This is a genomic window from Roseateles sp. (genome assembly GCF_047654805.1).
Classification (GTDB): domain Bacteria; phylum Pseudomonadota; class Gammaproteobacteria; order Burkholderiales; family Burkholderiaceae_C; genus Pelomonas.
This window is the reverse complement of record NZ_JASGIV010000001.1, coordinates 2,585,619-2,608,134: the sequence shown is the minus strand read 5'-3', so window position 1 is coordinate 2,608,134 and position 22,516 is coordinate 2,585,619. Positions and strand designations below refer to the sequence as shown.

Genomic DNA, 22,516 nt, shown 5'->3' with positions numbered 1-22,516 from the left:
GGCCGGGCGGCGCGGTCCTTCGGCCGGTGCAGGACAAGCCTCATGGCCTGTCCCTGGCCGGATCTCAGCGCCTGCTCAGAACGATGAGCCCCAGCGCTCCAAGGCCGGCGAAGAGCAGTCCGCTCCAGACCTCGTAGGGCAGGCCGATCAGCCTGTAGGCCGCTGCTTCAGAGCAGTTGGCCGTGACCATGAAGACCGATGGCCAGAATTCCTCGAGGTTCAGGGCCGTGAGGATCTTGTCTGCCAGTCCCATGGCGCAGCTCGCGGTCTGCGAGGCAACCTCGTGCTGGAAGACGGCGGCCGTCAGGCCCGCGACACAGGCCAGCAGCACGATGACGAGTGCGGCCTGGCGCAGCGAGCGCCGGGCCTGGACCAGCCAGCCCAGCAGCGAGAACGTGCCTACCGCCAAGAAGATGCCGCGCTGCAGCACGCACCAGGGGCAGGGCTTGACGCCGAACTGGTGCTGGGCGACGAGGGCTACGCCGACGGCGGCGAAGCTCGCCACGGCCATGCCCGCGAGCGCGCGGCCCGGCAGCTTTGAGGGACGGGTGAACATCAGTCTTGGAGTTCCGCGATCAGCTCGATCTCGACGCAGGCCCCCATGGGGATCTGCGCCACGCCGAAGGCGCTGCGCGCATGCTTGCCCGCGTCGCCCAGTACCGTGGCCAGCAGCTCGGAGGCGCCGTTGGTGACGAGGTGCTGCTCGGTGAAGTCAGGCGTGCTGTTCACCAGGCTCATGACCTTGACGATGCGGACCTTGCCGAGGTCGCCGGTGGCGGCCTGCAACGTGCCGAGCAGGTCGATGGCCACGGCTCGTGCGGCCGCCTGGCCGGTGGCCGTGTCGACGTCCTTGCCCAGCTGGCCGACCCAGGGTTTGCCATCCTTCTTGGCGATATGGCCCGACAGGAAGAGCAGATTGCCGGAGCGAACGAAGGGCAGATAGGCCGCGGCCGGCACGGCGACGGGGGGCAGCGTGATGCCGAGTTCGGCGAGCTTGGCTTGGATGGCAGAGGAGCTCATGGGAAGAAGCGCGCTGGCGTAAACAAAAACGGCGGCATGCTACACCCCTGTATTGACCCAGCAGAACCTGCTCAGGTCAGGCCGCTAATGCAAATGCCTCAGCGGGGGTCTCCATGTTCAGCGCCTGGTGTGGGCGCCGGTGGTTGTAGAAGTGGACCCAGTCGCCGATCAGGCGGCTGGCGTGCTGCAAGGATTCGAAGCGATGGCGGTGCACGCATTGCTCCTTGAGCGTGCGGATGACTCGCTCGACCAGGCCGTTCTGCTCGGGGCTGTGCGGCGTGATGAACTCCTGCTGCAGCCCGTAGCTCCTGACCAGCGCGGTGAAGCTGCGGCTGGTGTTCAGACCGCGGATCCAGTCGCTGCCCTCGGTGGCCAAGGCGCCCAATGAGTCGGCCCTGCAAATTTCTATTCCACCAACTCAGCGCAGCGTGAAGGCGAGCCGGTGATCGATGGCCGTTGATCGGCCTGAGGCGGTCGCGGAGCGATGCAGGGCCAGCCAGGCCAATGCAGCGAGGCTGCGCAAGTACAAGAGAAGGGCCGCCAGGCCCAGACGCACGATGGCACGCAGCAGCCAGCGGATGTTGAAGCCGGCCGCGCACAGCACGGCGTGCAAGGCGTCGCCCTCGCTGCCCTTGAGCCAGCAGCGATGCATCCCGTTGTCGTGCTTGGTGTGGCCGATCACCGGCTCGATCGCCTGACGACGCTTCAGCCAGCGGCGCTGCGTGTTAGTCAGCGTCTTGTGCTTGCCGCGATGGATCACCTGCACCGGCGCGACCTCGTGATCCACGCCGCGGTAGCCCAGATCGACGATGGCCGTCGTGGGCTTCACACCGAGGTCCTGCAGCAGCACCGTGGTCTGCTCGATTTGTGCGGCCAGGGTGTGGCCGTCGAACGGGTTGCCGGGGAAGCTCCTGGCGCCCACCATGAGGCCTTGCCTGTGCGTCACCGCCAGGCTCACCTTGCAGCCGAACTCGTAGGGTTGGCGGGCCTTGCCCTTGCCGATGCACTCCGCCTCCGGCGCGTGCAAGGCGTAGAGCTTGCCCTTGTCGTGCGGACGCTGTGTGCGGATGCGCTCGGCCCGCTGCAGCCAGATGTTCAGCTGATCCTGGGCCTGCTGCGGCAGCGTCACCATCTTGCGCTGCACGTCGCGCAGCAGCGCCCCGAGGATCGTTCGCTGGCGGCGCAGCACGCGCTTCAAGCGCTTGAACTGCTTGGCGTGGGCATAGCCGGCCGCGCGCCGGCGCAGCGTCTTGCCCTCGCGCTGATGCGTCTGCTTGAGCTGCAAGCCCGCGCGCTGCGCCAGCCGCGCGATCTTCTCGCGCGCCACCTCCAGCAGCCGGCTGTCGGTCGGGTGAGCGATGGCCTTCTCCTGCACCGTGCTGTCGACGATCACGCGCTCGAACTCCGCGGGCCGGATCGCCTTCATGCCCACGGCCGCCTCGATCGTGGACTTCAGCAACTGCTCCACGCCGGCCTCGCCGAGCACCCGCCGGAAGCGCCCGATCTGCGTCGCGTCGCAGGGCAGCCGCGGTTCGAAGTACACCTGTCCGCTGAAGAACTGGAAGTACACGTCCTGGGCCCAGCGCTCGACCACCGACTCGTCGCTCTCGCCATAGGCGTGCTTCAAGTACAGCAGCGCCACCATCAGCCGGATCGGCAGCCGTGGGCGGCCACGCTGGCTCACGCCGGCTCCGGCCACCGCCAGTGTCGGGCCGAACAGGTCGGTGTCCTCGATCACACGGCCGGAGCGATCCTGGTGCGCGAACAGCGGCGCCAGCGACGCCTCGATCTGCGCCCACGGCATGCGCGTGGCCAGCACCGCCAGCGCGTGGCGCATGTCGATCATTTGCTCCAGGCGCGCGCGGAAGAAGTCGTCGGTGGCCATCGGCGGTGGTCTCCAAACTCCCAGGAACTGCGCGTCATTGCAACGCAAACTGGGAGTTCGGACTATCGGCGATCACCCGCAATGCCAGTGTTCATGCGGGTTCCAGGCGTTTTGCAGGCCTGACTATCGAGCCAACTCGTTCTCTCATCTGCGCCCCCATTTTGAATCTATGGAGACGACAGGTATCTTGACGCGGGGGGGATCGTCTCGATCACTTCTCGTCCTCGCCCAGCAGGGACTGCAATTTTTTCCTGGCGCGCAGCTCCAGCATGGCCTGGCCGTACGCCTCCTGCAACTCCTTGAGCTGACGCTCGTACCGATCGCGCACATCCTGCGGGTTGGCCTTCAGGGCGTTCTCTATGAATCAATAGCCATTTAATTTAATTCCGGGATTTCTGACCGTCGGAAGTCACCTCGAATCACCAGTGTTCATGCAGATTATGGGGTGTTTTGAAGGGGTGTCTATTTTGGGGTGGCGTTCCTCTTCCGCGAACGGATCACGCCATGCAAGCGAAGAAACGGAACAATTACAGCGACAACGATAATGAAGCCCATGGCGAACTGACCAAATTTCTCGGCAATGTCTGAACGAACTATTCCAAGGGCAATTATCCAATCAATGGCAAAACGGCTGGCGAACGCGAGCAACCAGCCCGTGCCTATTAGTGCGAAAGACAATAACAGCTTCCTCATGATCACTTGCCGCAGCCGCAGTCCCCAAATTGCTCATTTGCGAAATTGACAGCCAGCTTGCTTCCCTCTGTGACCAAGTACGAAACGATACCACCCCGAATGCCTACGGCCGTAGGCCCCACCGTCGCTCCTGTCCATCTAGGATTCAGTTGCGCTAAGCGCGACTGATTTGGAGAAATGATTCCGCCGACTGCTCCGCCCACTATCGCTCCGACACCAGGACTGTTGTCATCTATCCCAGGAATTGCGCCTGCGATCGCGCCCGCAGCAGCACCGGCTAATGAACCCCCCCCGCGTCAGAATGGTTGTCGCCCCGATAGAACCGAAGAATTGGGGGTGACGATGAGAGAAGAAGTTGGCTCGATACGGACAAGCATTCAAGGATCGGGCGGTAGCGCGCATGCTGCCGCCGGAGAGCGCGCCGCCGGAGGTGGTGTCGCGTGAGATCGGCATCGGTGTGGACACGCTGGAGCGCTGGCGCGCGCAGTCGCTGTCCAAGCCGCTGCAAAAGCGCGAGTGGACGGCCGCCGCGCGGCTGGAGGCGGTGATCACGACCGCGGCCATGGACGAGGCCACGCGCAGCGCCTGGTGCCGCGAGAACGGCGTGTACCCGCAGCAATTGCTGCAGTGGCGCACCAGTGCGACGCAGGCCCTGGCCGCGCCCGAGGAGGCGCGCGCGAGCCCGTCGCAGACCCGCGAGGATCGGCGTCGCATCAAGGAGCTCGAGCGCGAAGTGCGCCGCAAAGACAAGGCCCTGGCGGAGACAGCAGCGCTGCTGGTACTTTCAAAAAAAACGGCGGCGATCTTCCAAAGAAACACGCAGGGCGAGGACGAATGATCGGCCTCGAAGATCGCCAAGAACATGCCCGCAACATTGAAGTCGCGCGCCGAGCCGGAGCCCGGCTTCACCAGGCCTGCGAGGTGGTGGGTATCACCGCACGCACCCTGCAGCGCTGGAATGCTCACCAGGGCCTCGAAACGGGCGATGGCAGGCCCGCAGCGATGCGCCCGGTGCCCGCGCATGCGCTGACCGAAGCCGAGCGCGCCGAGGTCCTGCGCGTGGCCAACGAGCCGCGCTTCGCCGACATGCCGCCGGCGCGCATCGTGCCGATGCTGGCTGACGAGGGCGTGTACATCGCCAGCGAATCCACCTTCGCACGCGTGCTGCGCGCCCAGGGCCAGATGCGCCATCGAGGGCGGGCTAAGGCGCCGCGCAAGAGCCGGCCGCCGACCACGCACATCGCCACCGCGCCGCGACAGCTGTGGTGCTGGGATATGACGTTCCTGCCCACGCAGGTCGTCGGGCGCTGGTTCTTCCTGTACCTGATCCTGGACGTCTACAGCCGCAAGATCGTGGGCTTCGAGGTGCATGAGGAGGACGACAGCGATCACGCCGCGCGGCTCGTGCAGCGCACCGCGTTGGCGGAGGGCATCCATGCCCTGCCGCGCGACGACAGGCCCGTCCTGCACGGCGACAACGGCGCCACGCTCAAGGCCACCACGGTGCTGGCGATGCTGTGGTGGCTGGGCGTGAAGCCCTCGTACTCCCGTCCTCGCGTGAGCGATGACAACGCCTTCGTGGAGTCGTTGTTCCGCACGGCCAAATACCGGCCGGAGTTCCCGGACAAGGGCTTCGCCGACCTCGGCGCCGCGCGCGAATGGGCGCGCGAGTTCGTGCATTGGTACAACTACGACCACCGTCATAGCGGCATCCGCTACGTGAGCCCGGCGCAGCGCCACGACGGCGCGGACGTTGCGCTCCTCGCGGCCCGGCACGACGTGTATCACAAGGCCCGAAAGCGCAACCCGGCGCGCTGGTCAGGCCGCACGCGGGACTGGTCGCACATCGCGGCCGTCACGCTCAACCCAGAACGCGACTCTGTCGTCGCTGCGACCCGGCGCAGCAAGGATAGTCAGCCATTGGCTGCATAACCGAGGCGACAACTAGATTGACGCGCGCCGAACCGCTGGTCACACCCCCTTGTACACCGCCAGCAACAGCGCCCGCTCCAATGTTGCCGGCACCAGCATAAGTTACTCCTGCGGCGACTACGCCAACACCTAAAGCCACGAGTGGCGGAGTACCCTGCGCTGCAGCGCCCGCCGCAGCCCCCAGTCCGTTTGCTACCGTGTCGCGCACCCGGTCCGAAATGCAGAACAGTCCAAACGGATCAACGTTGCCAACCGGGTTTCCCCCCGCGTATGCGTAGGTATTGATGCCGCCCATAAGCCCGATGGGGTCAGATTGGATGTATCGCCCCGTAGCCGAACTGTAGTAGCGATGCCAGTTCTGCCATAGCCCCGTCTCGGCGTCGTAATACTGCCCTGGAAAGCCGATATTCAGCCCGCCGATGCTATCTAGCGTGATCTGTCTGTCCCACGCTGCGTTCTGCGATCGCCAGACGGCCACACGACTTGCATTCGTGACCGCTTCTGGCCGGCCAACTTGATCGGTGTGCACTGCATACATCTGCCCGCCGCGGCTCATCGCAATAAGGCTGCTACCGAGGTAGACATAGGCGGTGCCAGTCTGCGACTCGTACAACAGCTTGACACACCATGACACATCAGACCGCTTGGCCACTTCTCTTGATGGCAGTGATTTCGAGCAGTGCGCTTGCGCAAGACGGCGCTCCGGGCGTTGAGCAGACGCAGCGCACCAATCCCGCTCAAGAGTGCCACGAGCAGATCAAGAAGACGTCTTCATCCGCGAAGACGCGCGACAAGCGCGAGCGCATGACAGCGATGGCCGCTTGCCTGAAGTCAAAGCACGCGGCGATCGCCGCCAAGCTGTCGCAGCCGGAGGCGCAGTAGCTGCTGTCGGCGCTGGCACTCAGGCAGGATCGTTCCGCGTGGGCTTCGTGGTTTGCCTCTCTAGATAGTCGGGCCTGAACAACTTCTTTCAGCGACGCGACAGCGGCGGGAGATCGCGGCGCTGGGCTGCGAAGTTGGCGTCGTCATTTGCAGACCCATCATGGTCGCCAGGGTGATCAAGCCGAACGGAGCGCAGAAAGCACCGGCAGGTGCCGCAGGATCATCCTCAAGTTGTGCTCCGCGCCGCAGAGCGGCACGCAAAGTGCGTCACCGCCCGCGCCCTTGGGCCAGTTCTTGCCCAGCAGTCCGTCGGCCTTCATGTGGCCGATCATGGGCTCGACCACCTGGCGCCGCTTGAGCAGCTTTGCACGGCGTGACCCGCCAATTTGCGCAAGCCATGCATGACGCTGGCGTTGATGCCCTTAGACGGCGCGACCTTGGCTACCGAGGCGCCCGGCGCCTCGCGCTCGGCAAGGATCTGATCCTTCAGCTCGCGGCTGTAGCGCCTGCGCATTCGACTCTTCTCTGCTTCCATGATGTCCAGCTATTTGCTGATCTGACCTCAGGAAGTTGGACTCGTCCGAGAGACCAACCTGATCAAGTATTCATAGCAGCAAAAGCTGGATGCCGTGGAGAGTTGCCGCTCCGGTGGGCTGGGGATCAAAGTTACCGCGGAACTTCACAGCGTCGACGTCGCATCGCTTCGTAAATGGGTTGCCGCGTAGGAAGCCATCGGCATCGTTGGCAACCGTCGTATGGACGCCTGACGTGCGGCCAACACGGCGAGAGTCGGGCAGCCAGTGACGTCTTGCAAGTTGAGGCGACGCCGGGCGTCGTTGTCGTTGTGGCCACGTGGAGGTTGCGCTTCGGCTCGGTCAAGGGCCGCATGTGGCGCAACGGCCCCTATTGGGGCTTTTGCGCCGTGCGAGCCCGCGCAACGGCCTGGCCCAGTTCGATGACGGCTAGCGCGTAATAGGCCGACCAGTTGTAGCGTGTTACGACCCAGAAGTTCTGCGTGCCCAGCAGCACCGTGCGGGGCTTGCCGGGGCCGTTCTGGAGCTCGATGACGGCCATGGGGCCATCGTGCTGGCGTGCCGCCTCCGACGGCTCGGCGCCGGCCGCGACGAGCTCTTCAGCCGTGAAACTGGGCTTGATGTCGGGCGCCAGCAACCTCGTGCGCTCGCCGCGGTCGGAGGGGAGCCGGACGCTGAAGTGTGTGGCCTCGCCGGATTTCCAGCCGTACTCGGAGAGGTAGTGGGCGACGCTGCCGATGGCGTCGTCGGCACTGGCGATCAGGTCGATGCGGCCGTCGCCGTCGAAGTCCACCGCGTGCCTGCGCCAGCTGCCCGGCATGAACTGCGGCAGGCCGAGGGCGCCGGCATAGCTGCCGCGTATCTCGGCGGCGTCCAGGCCGTTCTCGCGGCAGAGCTTGAGGAACTCGGCGAGTTCGCTGCGGAAGAAGGCCTGGCGCTCGGCCGCGCGTGGGTGCTCGGCGGGGAAGTCGAAGGCCAGCGTCACCAGTGCATCCAGCACCTTGAAGCCACCGGTGATGCGGCCGTAGAAGGTCTCGACGCCAAGGATGCCGATGATGACGGAAGCCGGTACGCCATAGGTAGCCTCGGCGCGCGTCAGCGCCGCTTCGTGCTCGGCCCAGAACGCCACGCCGGCATCCAGCCGCCTCGGCTCGATGAAGCGATCGCGGTAGGCCGTCCAGTTCTTGGCCGTGCCCGCGGCGGCGGGCAGGATGAGCTGCTTGACGCGCGGCAGGTCCAGGGCCTGGCCCAGTTGTTCGCGCAATGCGCCGGCGTCCCAGCCCTGGGCTGCGGCCAGTTCGTCAGCAAAGGCGACGAGGGCAGGGCGCTGGCCGAAGGGCTGGGGCTGCGGCGCCGGCTTTGCGTGGCGGGGTTTGGCGTCAACGGCGAGGCTCAGGCTGAGCAACAGGCCGGCGCACAGGGCGGGCAGGGCGGGCAGGAATCGGAGGCGTTTCACCACTACAGCATACGGGCGCCGCGCCGGGCTGCCGTTACTGGATGCGGAACTCGAACTCCTGCGAGAAGACTTGGTCGCCTTCGCACTGGTACTTCGCCAGCGTGCGCACGACGAGGGTGCTGAAGGCTTCGATGACACGCTTTTCCGTGGTTCCGGCGAGTACCGTGAAATCGGCGGTCTCCACGACGCCGGCCCGGCTGGCAGCGACGACCTTGAGGAGGATCTTGCCGCTCCAGTTGATGATGTTCGGCAACTCAGGCTTGGGCTGCGACTCGCAGCGCATTTCACTGATCCGCAGCAGGGGTGGTGCGCGCCCTGTGGGCATGTCATCGCGGTCCTTCACGAACTTCATGTCGGCCGGTGGCTTCTGCGGCAGCATGCTGGGGTTGTCCGCGGCAGTCTTGTTGAACTCACGCTGGCGGGCCAGGGCATCCCTCACCAGCGTCTCGAGCAGTTCGCCCTGGGCCAGCGCTTCGCGGGTTTCGGGGGCAGCGTTGTGGCAGCGCGCCAGCCATGCCTGCTTCGCGGCCTCCTGGTCGGCCTGAGCACCCGCGGCCTCGAGATCGTGGACGATGGTGTCGATGGGAGAGGGCTGCTGCTTGAGCACATGAACCATGCGCCGCACATAGGGCGGCACCAGGGGGTAGCGGGCAACCGTCAGCGTAGCCGGCTGGCAGGCGGCAAGTGTGACCGCAGGCGCGAAGTTGGCCAGCATCCAGGCGGTTTCGCCCCGGGCGTCCGGCACGTTGATGGACAGCCTGACCGCGGGATCGGCCAGCAAGGCCTGCACGACCTGCGCATACCCGCCACTGACGGCCAGCATCAGCGGGGTGCGGCCACGTGCGTCTGTGGCGGTCAGCGACAGATGTCCCGGCGAGCGGGCAATCAGCGCGCGGATCTGTTCCGCCACCGCGCGTTCGGCGTCCTCGGGGGTGGCGCTCGCCTTGGGATCCTCCAGGATCTTGCGGATGTCCACGCCCAGGCGGCCTATCAACTGATGCGGCATTCGGGCCGGCTGTGCCTGGGCTGCTTGCAGCCCGAAAGACAGGCACAGCGAAAGCACGACTGCGGCGCGCCTGCCGGCGGGGGCGGCGAAGGTCAGGGCGTTGAGCATGGGGTACGGTGCAGAAGCTGGGCGTCCAAGGTCAATCCACCTTGAACTGGAACTCTTGTTCGAAGACGTGATCGCCTTCGCAGTGGTAGCCCGCGAGCGCGCGGATGACGTTGCCGCGGAAAAAGTCCACGACGGCTGGCGGCGGGTCGCCGGGCAACGGCAGGCTGAAGTCGGCCGTCTCCACGATGCCGGCGCGGGTCGAGATCCTGGCTCGCAGCAACAGGTCACCGGACCAGCCCAGCGCGCCACGCAACGCAGGCTGGGGCTTGCGTTCGCAGCTGACACGGACGGCGCCGGTCTGCAGGGGCTCCGCCGTCCGGGGGGCACCGCTGCGCACGGGATTGAAGACCATGCCCTCGGGCGGCCTTTGCGGGATGTCGACATCGCCTGTGCTCAGAGCCTTGTTGAAGGCCATCTGCTTGGCGATGGATTCATGGACCAGGGTGGGCAGCAGCGGCTCCCGGGCGAGCGTGTCGCGCAGTTCAGGCGTCGCGTTGGGGCAGCGCGCCAGCCACGCCTGCAGCGCGGCGTCGGGCGTGGCCTGCGCGTTGGCCGCTTCCAGGGCCTGGACGATGCCGACGGCCACCGACTTCTCGGCACGCAGCAACAGTGTCATGCGGACCAGATAAGGACGCAGCAGCGGGTAGCGGTCCACCCGAGTTCGACACCAAATCGTCTAAGTGGTTGATTCGTATAGGGCGAGCGCTTTGGCCTGCCACTACAACAGGGACATTCGAGCGTCGTGGGTGGGTTTTTTGATGTTGAGCGCGGCCAGGACGGCAGCCTGGCCGGGGGTGATGGTGGAGAGGCCTTGAACTGGGGCCGCATCGTCGATGCTGACGCTGTGGCGCTGGATGCGGCGCAGGTCTGACAGCGCGGCTTCGGGAGAGAGCGGGCTGCCGGCGAGCTTCAGTCGCGAGCGCATGACGCGGTAAAGGATCAGCGCCGTGAAGCAGATGCTCGCGTGCGCCTTGATGCGCTCGGGCAAGCGATGGAAGACCGGTGCGATCTCGATCTCGGACTTCAGCACGCGGAAGCCTCGTTCGATGTCGGCCAGACTTTTGTAGCGCTGCAGCACTTCGCGCGGCGTCAGGTCTTTGACATTGGTGACCAGCAGCAACTTGCCGTCCATCGCCTGCGCTCGCGCGAGTGCGGCTTCGTCGATCTCATAGGTGAACAGCTCGGACTTCAGGTCGACCTTGATGATGCGCGCCAGGTGAGCGTCGCTGACTTCGTGGAAGAAGCGCGCCTTGGCGCCCGAGTCGGAAAGCTTGCGTCCGCGCTGCACCTTGCCCTCGTCCTGCGCGTCCAGCTTGCCGGCCAACTGCGCCGCACGCTGCAGCAACGTGTCGATGCGGGCTCGACGCTGTGCGGTCTGCTCTGCCCCTTGCACGGGGTCGTGGGCAACCACCAGGCGATGGCCTTGCCAAGCCAGTTCTTGCACGTCCTGCTCGCTCGCTCCCGCAGCCTGCGCGCTCAACGGGGCCAGCAGATCGACGAACTCGCCGTAGCGCCGCCCGGGCACGGCCAGGATGAATTCCAGCGCCTGCTGGCGCCCCGCCAGCGTGAGCTTGCTCAGCGCTTCGAGGTTGTCCAGCGAGAGCAGTCCCCGGTCCGCCACCACCACCAGGCGCTTGATATGCGGGTATCGCGCCAGCACCTTCTTGAGCGTTGGCTCCAGCGTGGGGGCCTCAGCCGTGTTGCCGTCGAACACCTCGTGATAGATCGGCATGCCGTCGGCAGTCTGCACCACGCCCAGCATGAACTGGCGGGCGATCACGCCCTCCTTGGACATGCCGAAATGGCGCACGTCGTCGTCTTGTTGGCTGAGGCCTGCGGCGCGAATCGTGGTGAGGTCATAGAACACCACCGACAGCTCGTCATCGATGAGCGGGCGCAGCAAGCCGGCGATGCAGTCGTCCACTGCCGTCTGGTGGTCCATCAACGCGTCCATGCTGCGCAGCAACTGCTGATGCGTCAGCGCCGCCGGGTCGACCCCCGGCATGCTCACCGTCTGCAACCAGCGCAGCACGCCCAGCTTGGAATCCGGGTCGCACAGCCGGTTGAAGACCATCACTCGCAACGCCTGCTCGACCGGCGTGGTGAAGCGTGCGCGCCGGAACACCGCGCTGAGACGGTCAAAGCCCAGTTCGTGCCACAGCTCGTGAAGCGCCCACACGTCGCCCAGCGCCAGCGCCGACTCGAAGCGCAGCTGCGGGGCGGTGTTCGTCGCGGTGGGGCGGCCCTTGGAGCGCAGCAGCCCGTTGAGCAGCGCGTCGACCTGGCCGCCGTTCTCGTCAACGCGGCCCAACGTGGCGACGGTGCGTTGACGGGGCTTGCCGTGCTCGTCGCGAAACGACTCCACCAACTGGGCGTAGGTGTGGCCGCCGGCGCGGGTGAGCTTGATGAACATTCGGGGAGTGTAGCGACGCCGCCAGATATTGCCAACACACCACATCTCAAATATTGCCACTACGGAAATTCTTCTCCGACACCTCTAAGCCATTGATTCACAACGAGCCGACCCACGGAAATCGCCCGAAATGCCGATTTGGTGTCGAACTCGGGGGTCCAACGTCAGGACACCCGGCTGGCAGGCCGCCAGGGTCAGGCTGGGGGCGAAGTTGACCAACATCCAGGCGGTTTCGCCCCTGGCATCCGGCTGATTGATGCCAGCCCTGACACCCGGGTCGGCGAGCAATGCTTTCACGACCTGCAAATAGCCCCCGCCGACGGCAAGCATCAACGGCGTGCGGCCCTGCTCGTCGGTGTCGAGCAGCTCTGTGCGCCGCTCGGGCGGAAGCGCTGCAATCTGTTTGGCCACTTCGCGCTCGGCATCCTGGGCGGCCTTGCCGGGCTGGCTGGTCATGACGGCCTGGCGCAGCGTGACGCCGAGGCCGTCGATCAGCCGGCGCGGTGTCGTGGCAGGCGTCTGTGCCTGGACGGCGCTAAATGCCAGAGCAAGCGGCAGCAGGAGGATGAACGGGCGCTGGAGCATGGGCCCGGAGTGTCTCCGAGATCAGCCGCCTAGCAGTCTCGTTGCGCGGACAAATTCACCCCAGGCGGGCGTTGGCGCGTCGGCCGCGTAGCGAGAGCGTTCGAGCCGCTCCAGCCACTGCGCGGCCGGTTCGGCCTTCTGCCCCAGTTGGCGGCGCAGGCTGTGTGCCCAGGCGGCCGGGCTCTCATGCGACGGCAGTGCGACGCCGCTGCGGCCGAGCCGCGCCAGGATGCGCGCCCGCTGGCGGCTCCAGGCGTCGTGCGGCCGGCTGCTCCAGCGTATCCATGCAGCGCCGCCGACGGCCAGCACGAGGATGACGCCGGCCAGTGCCTGGCCCAGGGCAGTCCAGTCGGGGCGCTCGAACCCCAGCTTCTTCAGCAGGTCGAACTGGTTCTGGCGCGAGTAGTTCAGCACCAGTTGCTGCCAGCGGTTGTTGAGCGTCTCCCAGCCGTTGCGCACAGCTCTCCACAGTGTCGGGTTGATCTGGCCCAGCACGCCGGGTTCGGGGCGCAGTGCCAGCCCCTGGATGACACGATTCGGCGCGACGGCGGCGGTCGGGTCGCTGCGGATCCAGCCCAGGCCTTCGACCCAGTACTCGGCCCAGGCATGGGCGTTTGCGTTGCGCACGACGTAGTAGCCGTCCTGGGGCTCGGTGTCCCAGCCCTGGAAGCCGGTGACGATGCGCGCCGGAACGTCCATGGCGCGCATCAGAACGACGAAGGCGGAAGCGAAGTGCTCGCAGAAGCCAAGGCGCCGGTCCAACCAGAACTCGTCGATGACATGCGGTGACTCCGTCCCATAGCGACCGGGGGTCAGGGTGTACGTGAAGTCCTCGCTGCGCACATGCGCCAGCAGTGCCGCGGCCAGGCTTTGCGCGCGAGGACCCGGCGCGAGGCCGGCAAAGCGCGGTTGGGCGGCGAGTGCCGCGGCCCAGGCCCGCGTGCGCGGGTTGGCTCCAGCGGGCAGCTCGAGATCGGGGGCGAGCTGCAGGCGGTTGCGGCGCTCGCCGGCCCGCCAGGCCAGATGGGCGCTGGTGTTGAATCGAAGCCGCTCGGTGATGGGCCGGGGGGACAGCCATTGCAGTTCGGGACCCCGGACGAGGGTGAGGTCGGTCAGCGCGAGTTCGCTGCCGGCACCGCCGGGGCTCATCTCCAGCAGCGGCAGCACGGGGATGCGCAGCGGCTCCAGAGTCATCTCGTAGCGCAGCGCAACGCCGGTGGTGGCGAGGTCGTCGCGGCCGCGCAGCCAGCTCTGGCTCGAGCGGGCATCGGGCGCGCGCCAGGTCTTGCCGTCGAAGCGGGTCAGCACCGGGCCGCGGAAGTAGCGCTGGTCGGGTGGCGGTGGCGGGCCGTCGAACTTCAGGCGCATCGCGATGCTGTCGTCATTGGCGATCTCGTTCATCGCGCCGAACTCGAGCTGGTTGGACAGGCCCGTCTTGCCGATCGCCTCGGTCGGCACCCCCCATAGCGGCGCAATGCGCGGAAAGAGCACGAACAGCAGCACCATGATGGGCAGTCCCAGTGCCGTGGTGCCGGCCGCTCGGCGGGCAGCGATGCCAATGGGGGGCACGCCCTGGACCTCGGTGGACGGCATCTGTGCCAGCACCACGGCCGCCAGGAGCCCCCACAGGGACACCAGCGACCAGACGGCGGTCAGCAGCGACTGTGAGTACAGGAACTGCGTCAGCACGAGGAAGAAGCCGAGGAAGAACACGACGAAGGCATCGCGCCGGGCGCGCAGCTCCAGCGTCTTCAGCGCCATCAGCATGACCAGCAGCGTGATGCCCGCCTCGCGGCCGATGACGGTGCGGTAGGTGAGCCAGGTCAGGCCCGTGTAGATGGCGATGACGACCAGCAGCCACCAGCGGCTCGGCAGGGGGCGCTGACGCGCTGCCAGCGCCGCGCGCCAGCCCAGCACAAGGGTGGTCAGCGCCGTGCTCCACCAGGGCAGGTGATCGGCGTGCGGCGCGATGACTGCGGTGATGACGCCGAGCAGGAAGAAGCTGTCGCGCGTGTCGCGCGGCAGGCGGCCCCACCAGATCGAGACGGCCGTCATGAACCGAAGCCCGCGAGCAGTTCCAGGCAGGCCTGCCGATGTGCGGCACCCAGCGATGGCTCGATCTCGCGGCCCGCCAAGCGCAGGCCATGGGGCTGGCCCAGCCGCTCTGCGGCCAGCACCCAGGCCGTCAGCCGCGACAGCCTGGCCTCGGTGTCCCGGCCCTGGGTGTCGCGCCAGTCCAGCCACAGGTCCTGGGCCAGCGGCGCCTCGGTCTCGCGCACCCATAGCGGCAGTCCCTGGTCCAGAGCCAGCGTCGACTTGCGCCACAGGATCTGTTTCATCGAGTCGCCGCGGCGGTAGCTGCGCACGCCGGAGAAATCCGTCCCGCTGGCGGTCTGGCGCGTCGATGCCGCGTCCGCTGCGTGGCCTTCGGCCTGGGCCGGGAAGGGGGCCAGCACGTCCTCGGCTCGCGGATAGACCCACACCTTGCTCGCCGGGCGCCAGTAGCTCCAGGCGCGGAAGAAACCCAGCGGGAAGCGGGTCGTGACGATGAGGCGCGGAAGCTCGCTCAGGCCTCGCTTGAGCGCCGGCAGGCGCAGCCTCAGCACGGCATGGCCCAGGGCCGGCACGTCGACCCAGGCGGGTTCCGTGGCACCGCCCTCGAGCTGGGCGCTGATGGCGATGCCGAAGCGTGCGCTGCCCGGGTTGTGCAGGCGCAGCTCCAGCGCGTACTCGTCGCCCGCATGCACGCCCTCGGGGGCTTTCAGGTCCATCTGCAGGCCGCGCAGGTTGGCGTGCGTGGTGTGCATGGAGGCCAGGCCTGCGCCAGCGAGCGCGAAGGTCAGCGCATAGCCCAGGCTGAGCTGCTCGTTGATGCTGGTCAGCAGCAGCACGCCCAGCGTGGCGCAAAAGGCCACGCCGGCCCAGGTGGGCACGATGTAGACATTGCGTTGCGTGGTCTGGTGGGTGTCGGCCAGTGGCTGGCGGGCCTGCCACCAGCGTTGCCAGCGACGTTGGAGGGCGATCATCGGGGGGCGGGTGGACGGTCAGGGCAGGGGGATCGCCTCGATCATCGCCCGCACCTGCTCACGCGCGCCGCGGCCGGCGCCAGCGCGCGGCTGCAGCCGGTGCGCGATGGTCTGCGGCAGGATGGCCTGCACGTCGTCGGGCGACACGTAGTCGCGCCCCTGCAGCAGTGCCCGCGCCCGCGAGGCGCGCAGTACGGCCAGGCCGGCGCGTGGGGACAGGCCCTCGACGAACCACTGGCCGGAACGCGTCGCCGCGATCAGGGCCTGCAGATAGTCCAGCAGCGGCGGCGCGGCATGGATGGCCTTGACCGCGGCCTGTGCCTGGAGAAGCTCGGCCGGGGTCATGACGGGCTGGAGGGCGCGCAGCAGCTCGCGGCTGTCCTCGCCCATCAGCAGCTCGCGCTCGGCCGCCGCGTCGGGGTAGCCCAGCGAGATGCACATCAGGAAGCGGTCCAGCTGCGATTCAGGCAGCGGAAAGGTGCCGAGCTGCTCGCTGGGGTTCTGCGTCGCGATGACGAAGAAGGGTTCGGGCAGCGGGTGGCTGACACCCTCGATGCTGACCTGGTGCTCCTCCATGGCCTCCAGCAGCGCGCTCTGTGTCTTGGGGCCGGCGCGGTTGATCTCGTCGGCCAGCAGTACCTGGGCGAAAACGGGACCAGGGTGGAAGGCGAAGCCCTGGCGCTCGCGCTCATAGACCGAGACGCCCAGTAGGTCGCTGGGCAGCAGGTCGGCCGTGAACTGCAGGCGCGAGAACTTCAGGCCCAACGAGATGGCCAGCGCATGGGCCAGCGTGGTCTTGCCGACGCCGGGCAAGTCTTCGATGAGCAGGTGGCCGCCAGCCACGAGGCAGGCCAGGGAATCGGCGATCTGCGCGGGTTTGCCCTTGATGACCGTGCTAATCTGGTTTTGCAGGGACTGCAGTTGCCCTGCCAGCGTTCGTGATTGCGTCATGGGCCTGACCATAGCAAGAGACAACGGCAGATGCCCACCGCGTATTTCAATCCCCCCGAATGCCGCCGCCACGATATGGGCGACGGGCATCCCGAATGTCCCGAGCGCCTGGCCGCCATCGATGACTGGCTGATCGGCTCGGGCCTGAGCCAGGCGCTCGACTACCGCGAGGCCCGGCCTGCGGAGCTGCGGGACGTGGAGCTGGCCCATACGCATGGCTACGTGGCCGAGATCGGCGAGCTGCTGCGCGGCTGTGCAGAGACCGGCGGGCGCTGCGCGGTCGACCCCGACACCTCTGCGAATGCCCACACCTGGTCGGCCGCGCTGCATGCCGCAGGCGCTGCGGTGCAGGCCACCGACCTCGTCATCGACGGCGGCGCCGACAACGCCTTCTGCGCCGTGCGGCCACCCGGCCACCATGCGACGCGCGACCAGAGCATGGGCTTTTGCTTTTTCAACAACGTGGCCATCGCGGCTCGGCATGCACTGGACCGGCGCGGGCTCAAGCGCGTGGCCATCGTGGACTTCGACGTCCATCACGGCAACGGCACCGAGGACATCATCGCGGGCGACGACCGCGTCCTGATGGTCAGCCTGTTCCAGCACCCGCTGTACCCCTACAGCGGGGCCGTGCCCAAGGGCACCAACATGGTCAACGTGCCGCTGCCGCCTTACACGCGCGGCGCCGAGGTGCGCGAGATCGTCGAGGCGATGTGGCTGCCGGCGCTGGAGCGCTTCAAGCCGCAGATGATCTTCGTCTCGGCCGGCTTCGATGCACACCGCGACGACGACCTGGGCCAGCTCGGCCTGGTCGAGGCGGACTATGAATGGATCACCCTCAAGGTCAAGGACGTGGCTGCTCGCCATGCGAAAGGCCGCATCGTGTCCGTGCTGGAAGGGGGCTACCACCTGCACGCACTCTCGCGCAGCGTCGCGGTTCACCTGAGGGCCCTGGCCGATCTCTGAAGCATGCAAGAACCCCTGAACCTGAATGAATTGCAGGCCCTGCTGGGCCGCGCCTTCAGCCCGAGCGCGCTGGGCGAGTGGGCGGTGCTGCTGGGCTGCCTGTTGCTGGCGGCTCTGAGCACCCTGGTGCTGTCCCGCTCGGCGCAGCGCCACAGGCTGAGCGTGCTGTTCGGTGAGCGCGTCATCGACGGCGCGCTGTTCCCGCTGCTGGCCATGGCCTTCGCCTTCGGCGCGCGCCGGCTGCTGCCGCTTTTCGGCCTGGCGCCGGCCCTGTTCAAGCTGGTGCTACCGCTGCTGGTGTCGCTGGCGGCCATACGCCTGGTCGCCCGCGTGCTTGCCGCCGCCTGGCCTGACTCCAAGCCCATCAAGGCTGTCGAGCGGGTGGGATCCTGGCTGGTCTGGATCGGCGCGGTGCTGTGGATCGTGGGCCTTTTGCCGGTCGTCATGGACGCGATGGACGACATCGGCTGGAAGGTCGGCAACGTCAAGCTGACGCTGCGCAACGTCATTGAAGGCGGGCTCACATCGGTCATCGTGCTGGTGCTTGCACTGTGGCTGTCGTCCACCATCGAGGACCGGCTGCTGCGGCGCGAGTCGCTGGACATGTCCATGCGCAAGATCGCTGCCAACGCGGTGCGCGCGCTGCTGCTCTTCATCGGCCTGCTGTTCGCGCTGTCGGCCGCGGGCATCGACCTGACGGCGCTTGGGGTGCTGGGCGGCGCGCTCGGCGTGGGGCTGGGTTTCGGCCTTCAGAAGCTGGCGGCCAACTACGTCAGCGGCTTCGTCATCCTGGCAGAACGCTCCCTGCGCATCGGCGACATGGTCAAGGTGGACGGCTTCGAGGGGCGCGTCACCGACATCAAGACGCGCTACACGGTGATCCGCTCGCTGGGCGGCAAGGAAGCCATCGTGCCCAACGAGATGCTGATCACGCAGCGCGTGGAGAACTCTTCGCTGGCCGACCCACGGGTGCTGCTGTCAACGGTGGTGCAGGTCAGCTACGACTGTGACGTCGAGAACGTCATGCGGGCGCTGATGGCAGCCATCGCCGAGGTGCCGCGTGTGCTCCGCGAGCCCGGGCCGTCCGTGCAGCTCAGTCAGTTCCAGGCCGACGGCCTGGAACTGACGCTCTACTTCTGGATCATGGATCCCGAGAACGGCAGCGGCGGCGTGCGCTCGGCGGTGAACCTGGCGATCCTGCGCACGCTCAAGGACCTGGGCGTGGACATTCCCTATCCGCAGCGGGTCATGCACCACGTGGGTCAACCGGCAGAGGCGCCGCAGCCGCGCTGATCCGGGCCGCGTGCAAAAAATTCCCGCACCGCCGATCTTCGATCGCGAGCGTGGCAGGGGTGGCGCCCTAGGATGGGTCGATTCGACCTATCACGGGAGGAACCATGGGCTTCATGCGGCGGGTGATGTTGGCTCAACTGGTGCCGGCGGGCCTGGTGGCCGTGCTGGGCGCCTTCGTGCTGTTGGGCACGTCCAGCATGGAGTCCCGGCTGGGCGAGTATTTCGGCAGGCAGGATGCGCTGGCCAGCGAGGTGGCGGAGATGTACGCCCAGGGCCTGCAGATGGGCCAGGCGCTGCGCAACGTGGCGCTGGACCCGAGCAACAAGAAGGCTTTCGAGAACCTGGAGAACGCCGCCCGGGACTACGACAAGGCCGCGCTTGCCGCAGCGCAGGCTGCCGAGCCCGCCGAGCGCAAGCAGCTCGACGCGATGGCCGGCATGCGTGCCAAGCTGGCGCAGGTGCAGTCCGAGGTCGTGAGGCTGGCGGCGCAGGACGCGGCGGCCGCGATCCAGATGATCAACAAGCAGGAAACGCCGGCCTGGCGCGAGCTGCGTGGCGTGCTGCTTGAGCTGAAGAAAGCCAGCGTCGCGGAGAAGGGACGTGCGCGTACCGAGGCGAGTGCTGCGATGACGAAGGCGCGCTGGTGGGTGCTGGGCATCGTCGCGGTCTGCCTGGTCGTCTGCGCTTTCCTGTTGCAGCAACTGCGGGCGGTGCTGCGCCGCGAGTTGGGCGGGGATCCGGCCGTGGCGCGGGAGATGCTACAGCGCGTGGCCGAGGGCGACCTGCTGACCGAGGCGCCCGTGGCGCCAGGCGACCAGCACAGCATGATGTCGGCGCTGGCCCGCACGCAGCAGTCGCTGCGCGCGCTGGTGGCGGACGTGAGCCAGAGTGCCCAGGCCATCACCGGCGCGACCGGCGAGATCGCCGCCGGCAATCAGGATCTGTCCAACCGTACCGAGCAGCAGGCCGGCAGCTTGCAGGAGACTGCAGCATCGATGGAGCAGCTCGCTTCGACCGTGCGCCTGAACGCCGACTCGGCCGCCGAGGCCAGCAAGCTGGCGCAGCAGGCCAGCGATCTCGCCGCAGACGGCGGCACGGTGGTCGACCAGGTGGTGCAGACCATGGACGCCATCAGTGGCCAGGGCCGCAAGATCGCCGACATCACTTCCGTGATCGACGGCATCGCTTTCCAGACCAACATCCTTGCGTTGAACGCGGCTGTCGAGGCTGCCCGCGCGGGCGAGCAGGGGCGCGGCTTCGCGGTCGTCGCCAGCGAGGTGCGCTCGCTGGCCCAGCGCAGCGCCGAGGCGGCGCGCGAGATCAAGCAGCTGATCGCGGAGAACATCGAGAAGATCTCGGGCGGCAGCCAGCAAGTGGAGCGCGCCGGCCAGACCATGGCCGACCTGGTGCGGCAGGTGCAGCGCGTCAGCAGCCTGATCGGAGAGATCTCCACGGCCACGCGCGAGCAAAGCGGCGGCCTGGGGCAGGTCAGCCAGGCCATGGGCCGACTGGACGAGGTGACGCAGCAGAACGCCGCGCTGGTGGAGGAAAGTACCGCGGCCGCGATGAGCCTGAACGAGCAGGCCTCGCGGCTGGAGGGGTTGGTGGGCGTGTTCCGGGTGCGTTGATCAGAAGTCCGCGTCCAGCACCACCCGGTAGCGTGCCTTGCCTGAGCGCAGGTGATCCAGTGCGTCGTTGACGCGGCTCATGGGGAAGCGCTCGACCTGCGGCAGGATCTGGTGGCGGGCCGAGAACTCCAGCATCGTTGCCAGCACCGAAGGCGGCGGCGTGGGCGAGGCCGAGAGGCTCTTCTGCCAGGACAGCAGCCCGCCGCTCTTCAGGCTCAGCGCGTCGGTCACGACGCCCACCAGGTGCATGCGCCCCTTGGGCGCCAGCGTGCCCAGCAGCGCGTCCCAGTTCAACGCGGCGCCGACGGTGATGAGCAGGAAATCCAGGCTGCCGGCGGCCGCCTTCAGCTCGGCCTTGTCGACGCTGGACACGGTCCTGTGCGCGCCCAGGGCGAGTGCTTCGTCGCGCTTGGACGGCGAGGAGGTGAATGCAGTCACCTCGCAGCCCCAGGCGCGCGCGAACTTCACTGCGATGTGGCCCAGGCCGCCGATGCCGACGACGCCGACACGGTCGGTCGGCTTGATGGCGTGCAGCACGAAGGGCAGGAAGACCGTACCGCCGCCGCACATCAGCGGGCCGGCCGCAGCCGGGTCCAGCGCATCGGGCAGCGGGATGGCCCAGGACCAGTGGGCGCGCAGGCGGTCGGCGAAGCCGCCGTGGCGGCCGATCAGCGTGGGCTGGCGCTTGCCGCACAGGTGCTGTTCGCCGCCCAGGCAGAAATTGCAGTGCGTGCAGCTGCTGCTGTGCCAGCCCACGCCCACCCGTTGGCCGATCTGGCGTCCCTTGGCGCGCGGCCCCAGCGCCGTGATGCGGCCGACGACCTCGTGGCCCGGAACGACCGGATAGTTCGCCGGGAACCACTCGCTGTCGATCATGGCGAGGTCGGAGTGACAGATGCCGCAATGTTCGACGGTGATCTCGACGTCTTCGTCGCCCAGCGGGCCGGGGTCGAAATCGAAGCGTTCAAGCGGGCCGCCGGCGGTGTTGGCGGCGTAGGCGCGGATGGGTGCCATGTGGATGTCCTCGGGTGGTGGGCCTAGCGGCGCGTGTGGGTCTTGAAGAACTGCCAGATCACCGCGGGCGCGTCGACCTCGGTGCGGGGCCAGACATGGCCCATGCCGTCGATGCGCAGCAGCCGCACCTCGGCACCGCCGCTGCAGCCTTCGTAGCCCAGGGTTTGCAGTGGCCCGGGCCGCTCCTGCTGCACCAGCTTGGGTCGGCAGCGGTTGTGCGAGGCCCAGCCGGCCAGCGCTTCCGGCACGCTCTCCACCCATTCACCACCGCGGTCGGCATGGCCTTCGTAGGGGTTGGTCGGGTCGGCCAGGCCGTGGATGCTCAGCACGGGTACGGCGCGGCCGGGACAGGGGCCAGTCCAGCGCAGGCCGCCGACCGGCGCGATCGCCGTGATGCGGTCGTTGAGTCGGCAGGCCAGCAGTGACGACATGCGTCCGCCGCCGGAGAAACCGGTGGCGTAGACCCGGGCCGTATCGATGCACGTCCGTGCGGAGACGTGGTCGATGACGTCGGACGCGTACTGCACGTCGTCCGCACGGCCACTGACGATCGGGACGTTCCAGCGCGAGTCCTCGCCCTGCAGCGTGGCGACGGCGAAGCCCTCGCGCACTGCCAGCGCCTCCAGGCCACTCTTCTCGGCTCGACCGTTGGCGTTGCCGCCCGTGCCGTGCAGGTCGAGGATCAGTGGCAGCGGCGCGCGGCCTGCGGAGGGGGGCACGAAGAGCCGGTAGCTGCGCGCCCGGCCACCGGAGGTCAGCTCTCGCAGCTCGCCAGCGACGGGCTCGGACGAGCAGGTGGCCGAGGCCTGTGCCCTGGCTGGCGGCGACAGCATGCAAAGCAGGGCCAGCAGGGCGGTGACGGGGAACAGGCGCACGGGGAATCCTCCAAGGGCAGCCAGCATAAGGCTGCCCGGCGGGCGCTGCACCGGACCTCGGGCGGGCCGGCAGGGGATTCGCTGCACTGACTGGTCTGGTCGATCTGGACGGTCTGGGCCGGTCGCGGTGCAGCTCGCGCCACTTGGCCGATCTCCAGCCGGAGATCGGCCTGAATCGGCCCTGGATCGCTCTGAGGCCGCTCTGAGGCCGTCGCCGTGCCGCGGGCCCCGGGTCAGGCGGACGGGTCCG

The 22,516-nt window shown here is 67.6% G+C and carries 21 protein-coding genes and 3 pseudogenes; 5 read left to right on the top strand and 19 right to left on the bottom strand.

Annotated elements, in window-relative coordinates; all coding sequences use genetic code 11:
* Positions 1–64 precede the first annotated feature (64 nt).
* The 6 genes and pseudogenes from QM732_RS11665 to QM732_RS11640 all read right to left on the bottom strand — a co-directional run bounded on the left by QM732_RS11665 (position 65) and on the right by QM732_RS11640 (position 3,598).
* Positions 65–556 (bottom strand): disulfide bond formation protein B, encoded by a 492-nt coding sequence (locus QM732_RS11665; protein WP_415656304.1) that lies wholly within the window; start codon positions 554–556, stop codon positions 65–67.
* Positions 556–1,020, bottom strand: coding sequence for a RidA family protein (locus QM732_RS11660; protein WP_331176329.1), 465 nt, complete (start codon positions 1,018–1,020; stop codon positions 556–558). Before QM732_RS11660 ends, QM732_RS11665 begins: the two co-directional genes overlap by 1 nt.
* Positions 1,021–1,096: 76 nt before the next feature.
* The gene (locus QM732_RS11655) at positions 1,097–1,396 is read right to left on the bottom strand and encodes a transposase (RefSeq protein WP_415656303.1); all 300 of its coding nucleotides are present in this window, start codon (positions 1,394–1,396) and stop codon (positions 1,097–1,099) included.
* 42 nt (positions 1,397–1,438) lie between these two features.
* Positions 1,439–2,905 (bottom strand): IS5 family transposase, encoded by a 1,467-nt coding sequence (locus QM732_RS11650; RefSeq protein ID WP_415654708.1) that lies wholly within the window; start codon positions 2,903–2,905, stop codon positions 1,439–1,441.
* A gap of 211 nt (positions 2,906–3,116) precedes the next feature.
* Positions 3,117–3,266, bottom strand: a pseudogene (locus QM732_RS11645) (DUF1153 domain-containing protein); the annotation flags it as partial.
* A gap of 101 nt (positions 3,267–3,367) precedes the next feature.
* Positions 3,368–3,598, bottom strand: a complete 231-nt coding sequence (locus tag QM732_RS11640) for a hypothetical protein (protein WP_415656302.1) — start codon at positions 3,596–3,598, stop codon at positions 3,368–3,370.
* A 355-nt stretch (positions 3,599–3,953) separates the two neighbouring features.
* Between QM732_RS11640 and QM732_RS11635 the strand changes: the two are divergent.
* Positions 3,954–5,530, top strand: a pseudogene (locus QM732_RS11635) (IS3 family transposase).
* Here QM732_RS11635 and QM732_RS11630 read toward each other — a convergent pair.
* Positions 5,460–6,068, bottom strand: coding sequence for an RHS repeat-associated core domain-containing protein (locus QM732_RS11630; protein ID WP_415659373.1), 609 nt, complete (start codon positions 6,066–6,068; stop codon positions 5,460–5,462). The pseudogene QM732_RS11635 and the gene QM732_RS11630 sit on opposite strands and share 71 nt — an antisense overlap.
* Before the next feature lie 122 nt (positions 6,069–6,190).
* Between QM732_RS11630 and QM732_RS11625 the strand changes: the two genes are divergently transcribed.
* The gene (locus tag QM732_RS11625; protein WP_415656301.1) at positions 6,191–6,412 is read left to right on the top strand and encodes a hypothetical protein; all 222 of its coding nucleotides are present in this window, start codon (positions 6,191–6,193) and stop codon (positions 6,410–6,412) included.
* Between the two features lie 176 nt (positions 6,413–6,588).
* Here QM732_RS11625 and QM732_RS11620 read toward each other — a convergent pair.
* From QM732_RS11620 to QM732_RS11575, 10 genes and pseudogenes are all read right to left on the bottom strand, one after another.
* Positions 6,589–6,765 (bottom strand): annotated as a pseudogene (locus QM732_RS11620) (IS5/IS1182 family transposase); the annotation flags it as partial.
* Positions 6,741–6,926, bottom strand: coding sequence for a transposase (locus QM732_RS11615; RefSeq protein ID WP_415656300.1), 186 nt, complete (start codon positions 6,924–6,926; stop codon positions 6,741–6,743). The pseudogene QM732_RS11620 and the gene QM732_RS11615, both read right to left, overlap by 25 nt.
* Before the next feature lie 389 nt (positions 6,927–7,315).
* Positions 7,316–8,401: a lytic murein transglycosylase B gene (gene mltB / locus QM732_RS11610; RefSeq protein WP_415656299.1), complete on the bottom strand. Its 1,086-nt coding sequence runs from the start codon at positions 8,399–8,401 to the stop codon at positions 7,316–7,318.
* A gap of 34 nt (positions 8,402–8,435) precedes the next feature.
* Positions 8,436–9,515, bottom strand: coding sequence for an ankyrin repeat domain-containing protein (locus QM732_RS11605; protein ID WP_415656298.1), 1,080 nt, complete (start codon positions 9,513–9,515; stop codon positions 8,436–8,438).
* A 31-nt stretch (positions 9,516–9,546) separates the two neighbouring features.
* Entirely contained in the window at positions 9,547–10,131 is a 585-nt protein-coding gene (locus QM732_RS11600) for a hypothetical protein (RefSeq protein WP_415656297.1), read from the bottom strand.
* A 102-nt stretch (positions 10,132–10,233) separates the two neighbouring features.
* On the bottom strand, positions 10,234–11,928 hold the full coding sequence (locus tag QM732_RS11595) for an IS1634 family transposase (RefSeq protein WP_415656296.1): 1,695 nt from the start codon (positions 11,926–11,928) through the stop codon (positions 10,234–10,236).
* 84 nt (positions 11,929–12,012) lie between these two features.
* On the bottom strand, positions 12,013–12,513 hold the full coding sequence (locus tag QM732_RS11590; protein WP_415656295.1) for a hypothetical protein: 501 nt from the start codon (positions 12,511–12,513) through the stop codon (positions 12,013–12,015).
* 21 nt (positions 12,514–12,534) lie between these two features.
* A complete protein-coding gene (locus QM732_RS11585) occupies positions 12,535–14,568 on the bottom strand; it encodes a transglutaminaseTgpA domain-containing protein (RefSeq protein ID WP_415656294.1) in 2,034 nt (677 codons plus the stop codon).
* A complete protein-coding gene (locus QM732_RS11580) occupies positions 14,565–15,539 on the bottom strand; it encodes a DUF58 domain-containing protein (protein WP_415656293.1) in 975 nt (324 codons plus the stop codon). The genes QM732_RS11585 and QM732_RS11580 overlap by 4 nt, the downstream gene beginning before the upstream one ends.
* Positions 15,540–15,557: 18 nt before the next feature.
* Positions 15,558–16,490 carry an AAA family ATPase gene (locus tag QM732_RS11575; protein ID WP_415656292.1) on the bottom strand — a complete coding sequence of 311 codons (933 nt, stop codon included), beginning with the start codon at positions 16,488–16,490 and terminating at the stop codon, positions 15,558–15,560.
* A gap of 30 nt (positions 16,491–16,520) precedes the next feature.
* Between QM732_RS11575 and QM732_RS11570 the strand changes: the two genes are divergently transcribed.
* From QM732_RS11570 to QM732_RS11560, 3 genes are all read left to right on the top strand, one after another.
* Entirely contained in the window at positions 16,521–17,456 is a 936-nt protein-coding gene (locus tag QM732_RS11570) for a histone deacetylase family protein (RefSeq protein WP_415656291.1), read from the top strand.
* Positions 17,457–17,459: 3 nt separating this feature from the next.
* Entirely contained in the window at positions 17,460–18,749 is a 1,290-nt protein-coding gene (locus tag QM732_RS11565; RefSeq protein WP_415656290.1) for a mechanosensitive ion channel family protein, read from the top strand.
* Positions 18,750–18,874: 125 nt separating this feature from the next.
* Positions 18,875–20,377, top strand: a complete 1,503-nt coding sequence (locus tag QM732_RS11560) for a methyl-accepting chemotaxis protein (RefSeq protein WP_415656289.1) — start codon at positions 18,875–18,877, stop codon at positions 20,375–20,377.
* Here the strand turns inward: QM732_RS11560 and ahr are convergent, their stop codons facing one another.
* Together ahr and QM732_RS11550 are read right to left on the bottom strand one after the other, a co-directional pair.
* Positions 20,378–21,391 carry an NADPH-dependent aldehyde reductase Ahr gene (gene ahr / locus QM732_RS11555; protein WP_415656288.1) on the bottom strand — a complete coding sequence of 338 codons (1,014 nt, stop codon included), beginning with the start codon at positions 21,389–21,391 and terminating at the stop codon, positions 20,378–20,380.
* Positions 21,392–21,414: 23 nt separating this feature from the next.
* Positions 21,415–22,266 (bottom strand): alpha/beta hydrolase family esterase, encoded by an 852-nt coding sequence (locus QM732_RS11550; RefSeq protein ID WP_415656287.1) that lies wholly within the window; start codon positions 22,264–22,266, stop codon positions 21,415–21,417.
* Positions 22,267–22,516 lie beyond the last annotated feature (250 nt).

Bases quoted from the DNA above. Each gene is read 5' to 3' on its own strand.
- QM732_RS11660 (WP_331176329.1), bottom strand. From the start codon at position 1,020: ATGAGCTCCTCTGCCATCCAAGCCAAGCTCGCCGAACTCGGCATCACG.
- QM732_RS11600 (WP_415656297.1), bottom strand. From the start codon at position 10,131: ATGACACTGTTGCTGCGTGCCGAGAAGTCGGTGGCCGTCGGCATCGTC.
- QM732_RS11565 (WP_415656290.1), top strand. From the start codon at position 17,460: ATGCAAGAACCCCTGAACCTGAATGAATTGCAGGCCCTGCTGGGCCGC.
- QM732_RS11650 (WP_415654708.1), bottom strand. From the start codon at position 2,905: ATGGCCACCGACGACTTCTTCCGCGCGCGCCTGGAGCAAATGATCGAC.
- QM732_RS11585 (WP_415656294.1), bottom strand. From the start codon at position 14,568: ATGACGGCCGTCTCGATCTGGTGGGGCCGCCTGCCGCGCGACACGCGC.
- QM732_RS11580 (WP_415656293.1), bottom strand. From the start codon at position 15,539: ATGATCGCCCTCCAACGTCGCTGGCAACGCTGGTGGCAGGCCCGCCAG.
- QM732_RS11605 (WP_415656298.1), bottom strand. From the start codon at position 9,515: ATGCTCAACGCCCTGACCTTCGCCGCCCCCGCCGGCAGGCGCGCCGCA.
- ahr (WP_415656288.1), bottom strand. From the start codon at position 21,391: ATGGCACCCATCCGCGCCTACGCCGCCAACACCGCCGGCGGCCCGCTT.
- QM732_RS11570 (WP_415656291.1), top strand. From the start codon at position 16,521: ATGCCCACCGCGTATTTCAATCCCCCCGAATGCCGCCGCCACGATATG.
- QM732_RS11640 (WP_415656302.1), bottom strand. From the start codon at position 3,598: ATGAGGAAGCTGTTATTGTCTTTCGCACTAATAGGCACGGGCTGGTTG.
- QM732_RS11575 (WP_415656292.1), bottom strand. From the start codon at position 16,490: ATGACGCAATCACGAACGCTGGCAGGGCAACTGCAGTCCCTGCAAAAC.
- QM732_RS11665 (WP_415656304.1), bottom strand. From the start codon at position 556: ATGTTCACCCGTCCCTCAAAGCTGCCGGGCCGCGCGCTCGCGGGCATG.
- QM732_RS11625 (WP_415656301.1), top strand. From the start codon at position 6,191: ATGGCAGTGATTTCGAGCAGTGCGCTTGCGCAAGACGGCGCTCCGGGC.
- QM732_RS11590 (WP_415656295.1), bottom strand. From the start codon at position 12,513: ATGCTCCAGCGCCCGTTCATCCTCCTGCTGCCGCTTGCTCTGGCATTT.
- QM732_RS11630 (WP_415659373.1), bottom strand. From the start codon at position 6,068: ATGTATGCAGTGCACACCGATCAAGTTGGCCGGCCAGAAGCGGTCACG.
- QM732_RS11615 (WP_415656300.1), bottom strand. From the start codon at position 6,926: ATGCGCAGGCGCTACAGCCGCGAGCTGAAGGATCAGATCCTTGCCGAG.
- QM732_RS11595 (WP_415656296.1), bottom strand. From the start codon at position 11,928: ATGTTCATCAAGCTCACCCGCGCCGGCGGCCACACCTACGCCCAGTTG.
- QM732_RS11560 (WP_415656289.1), top strand. From the start codon at position 18,875: ATGTTGGCTCAACTGGTGCCGGCGGGCCTGGTGGCCGTGCTGGGCGCC.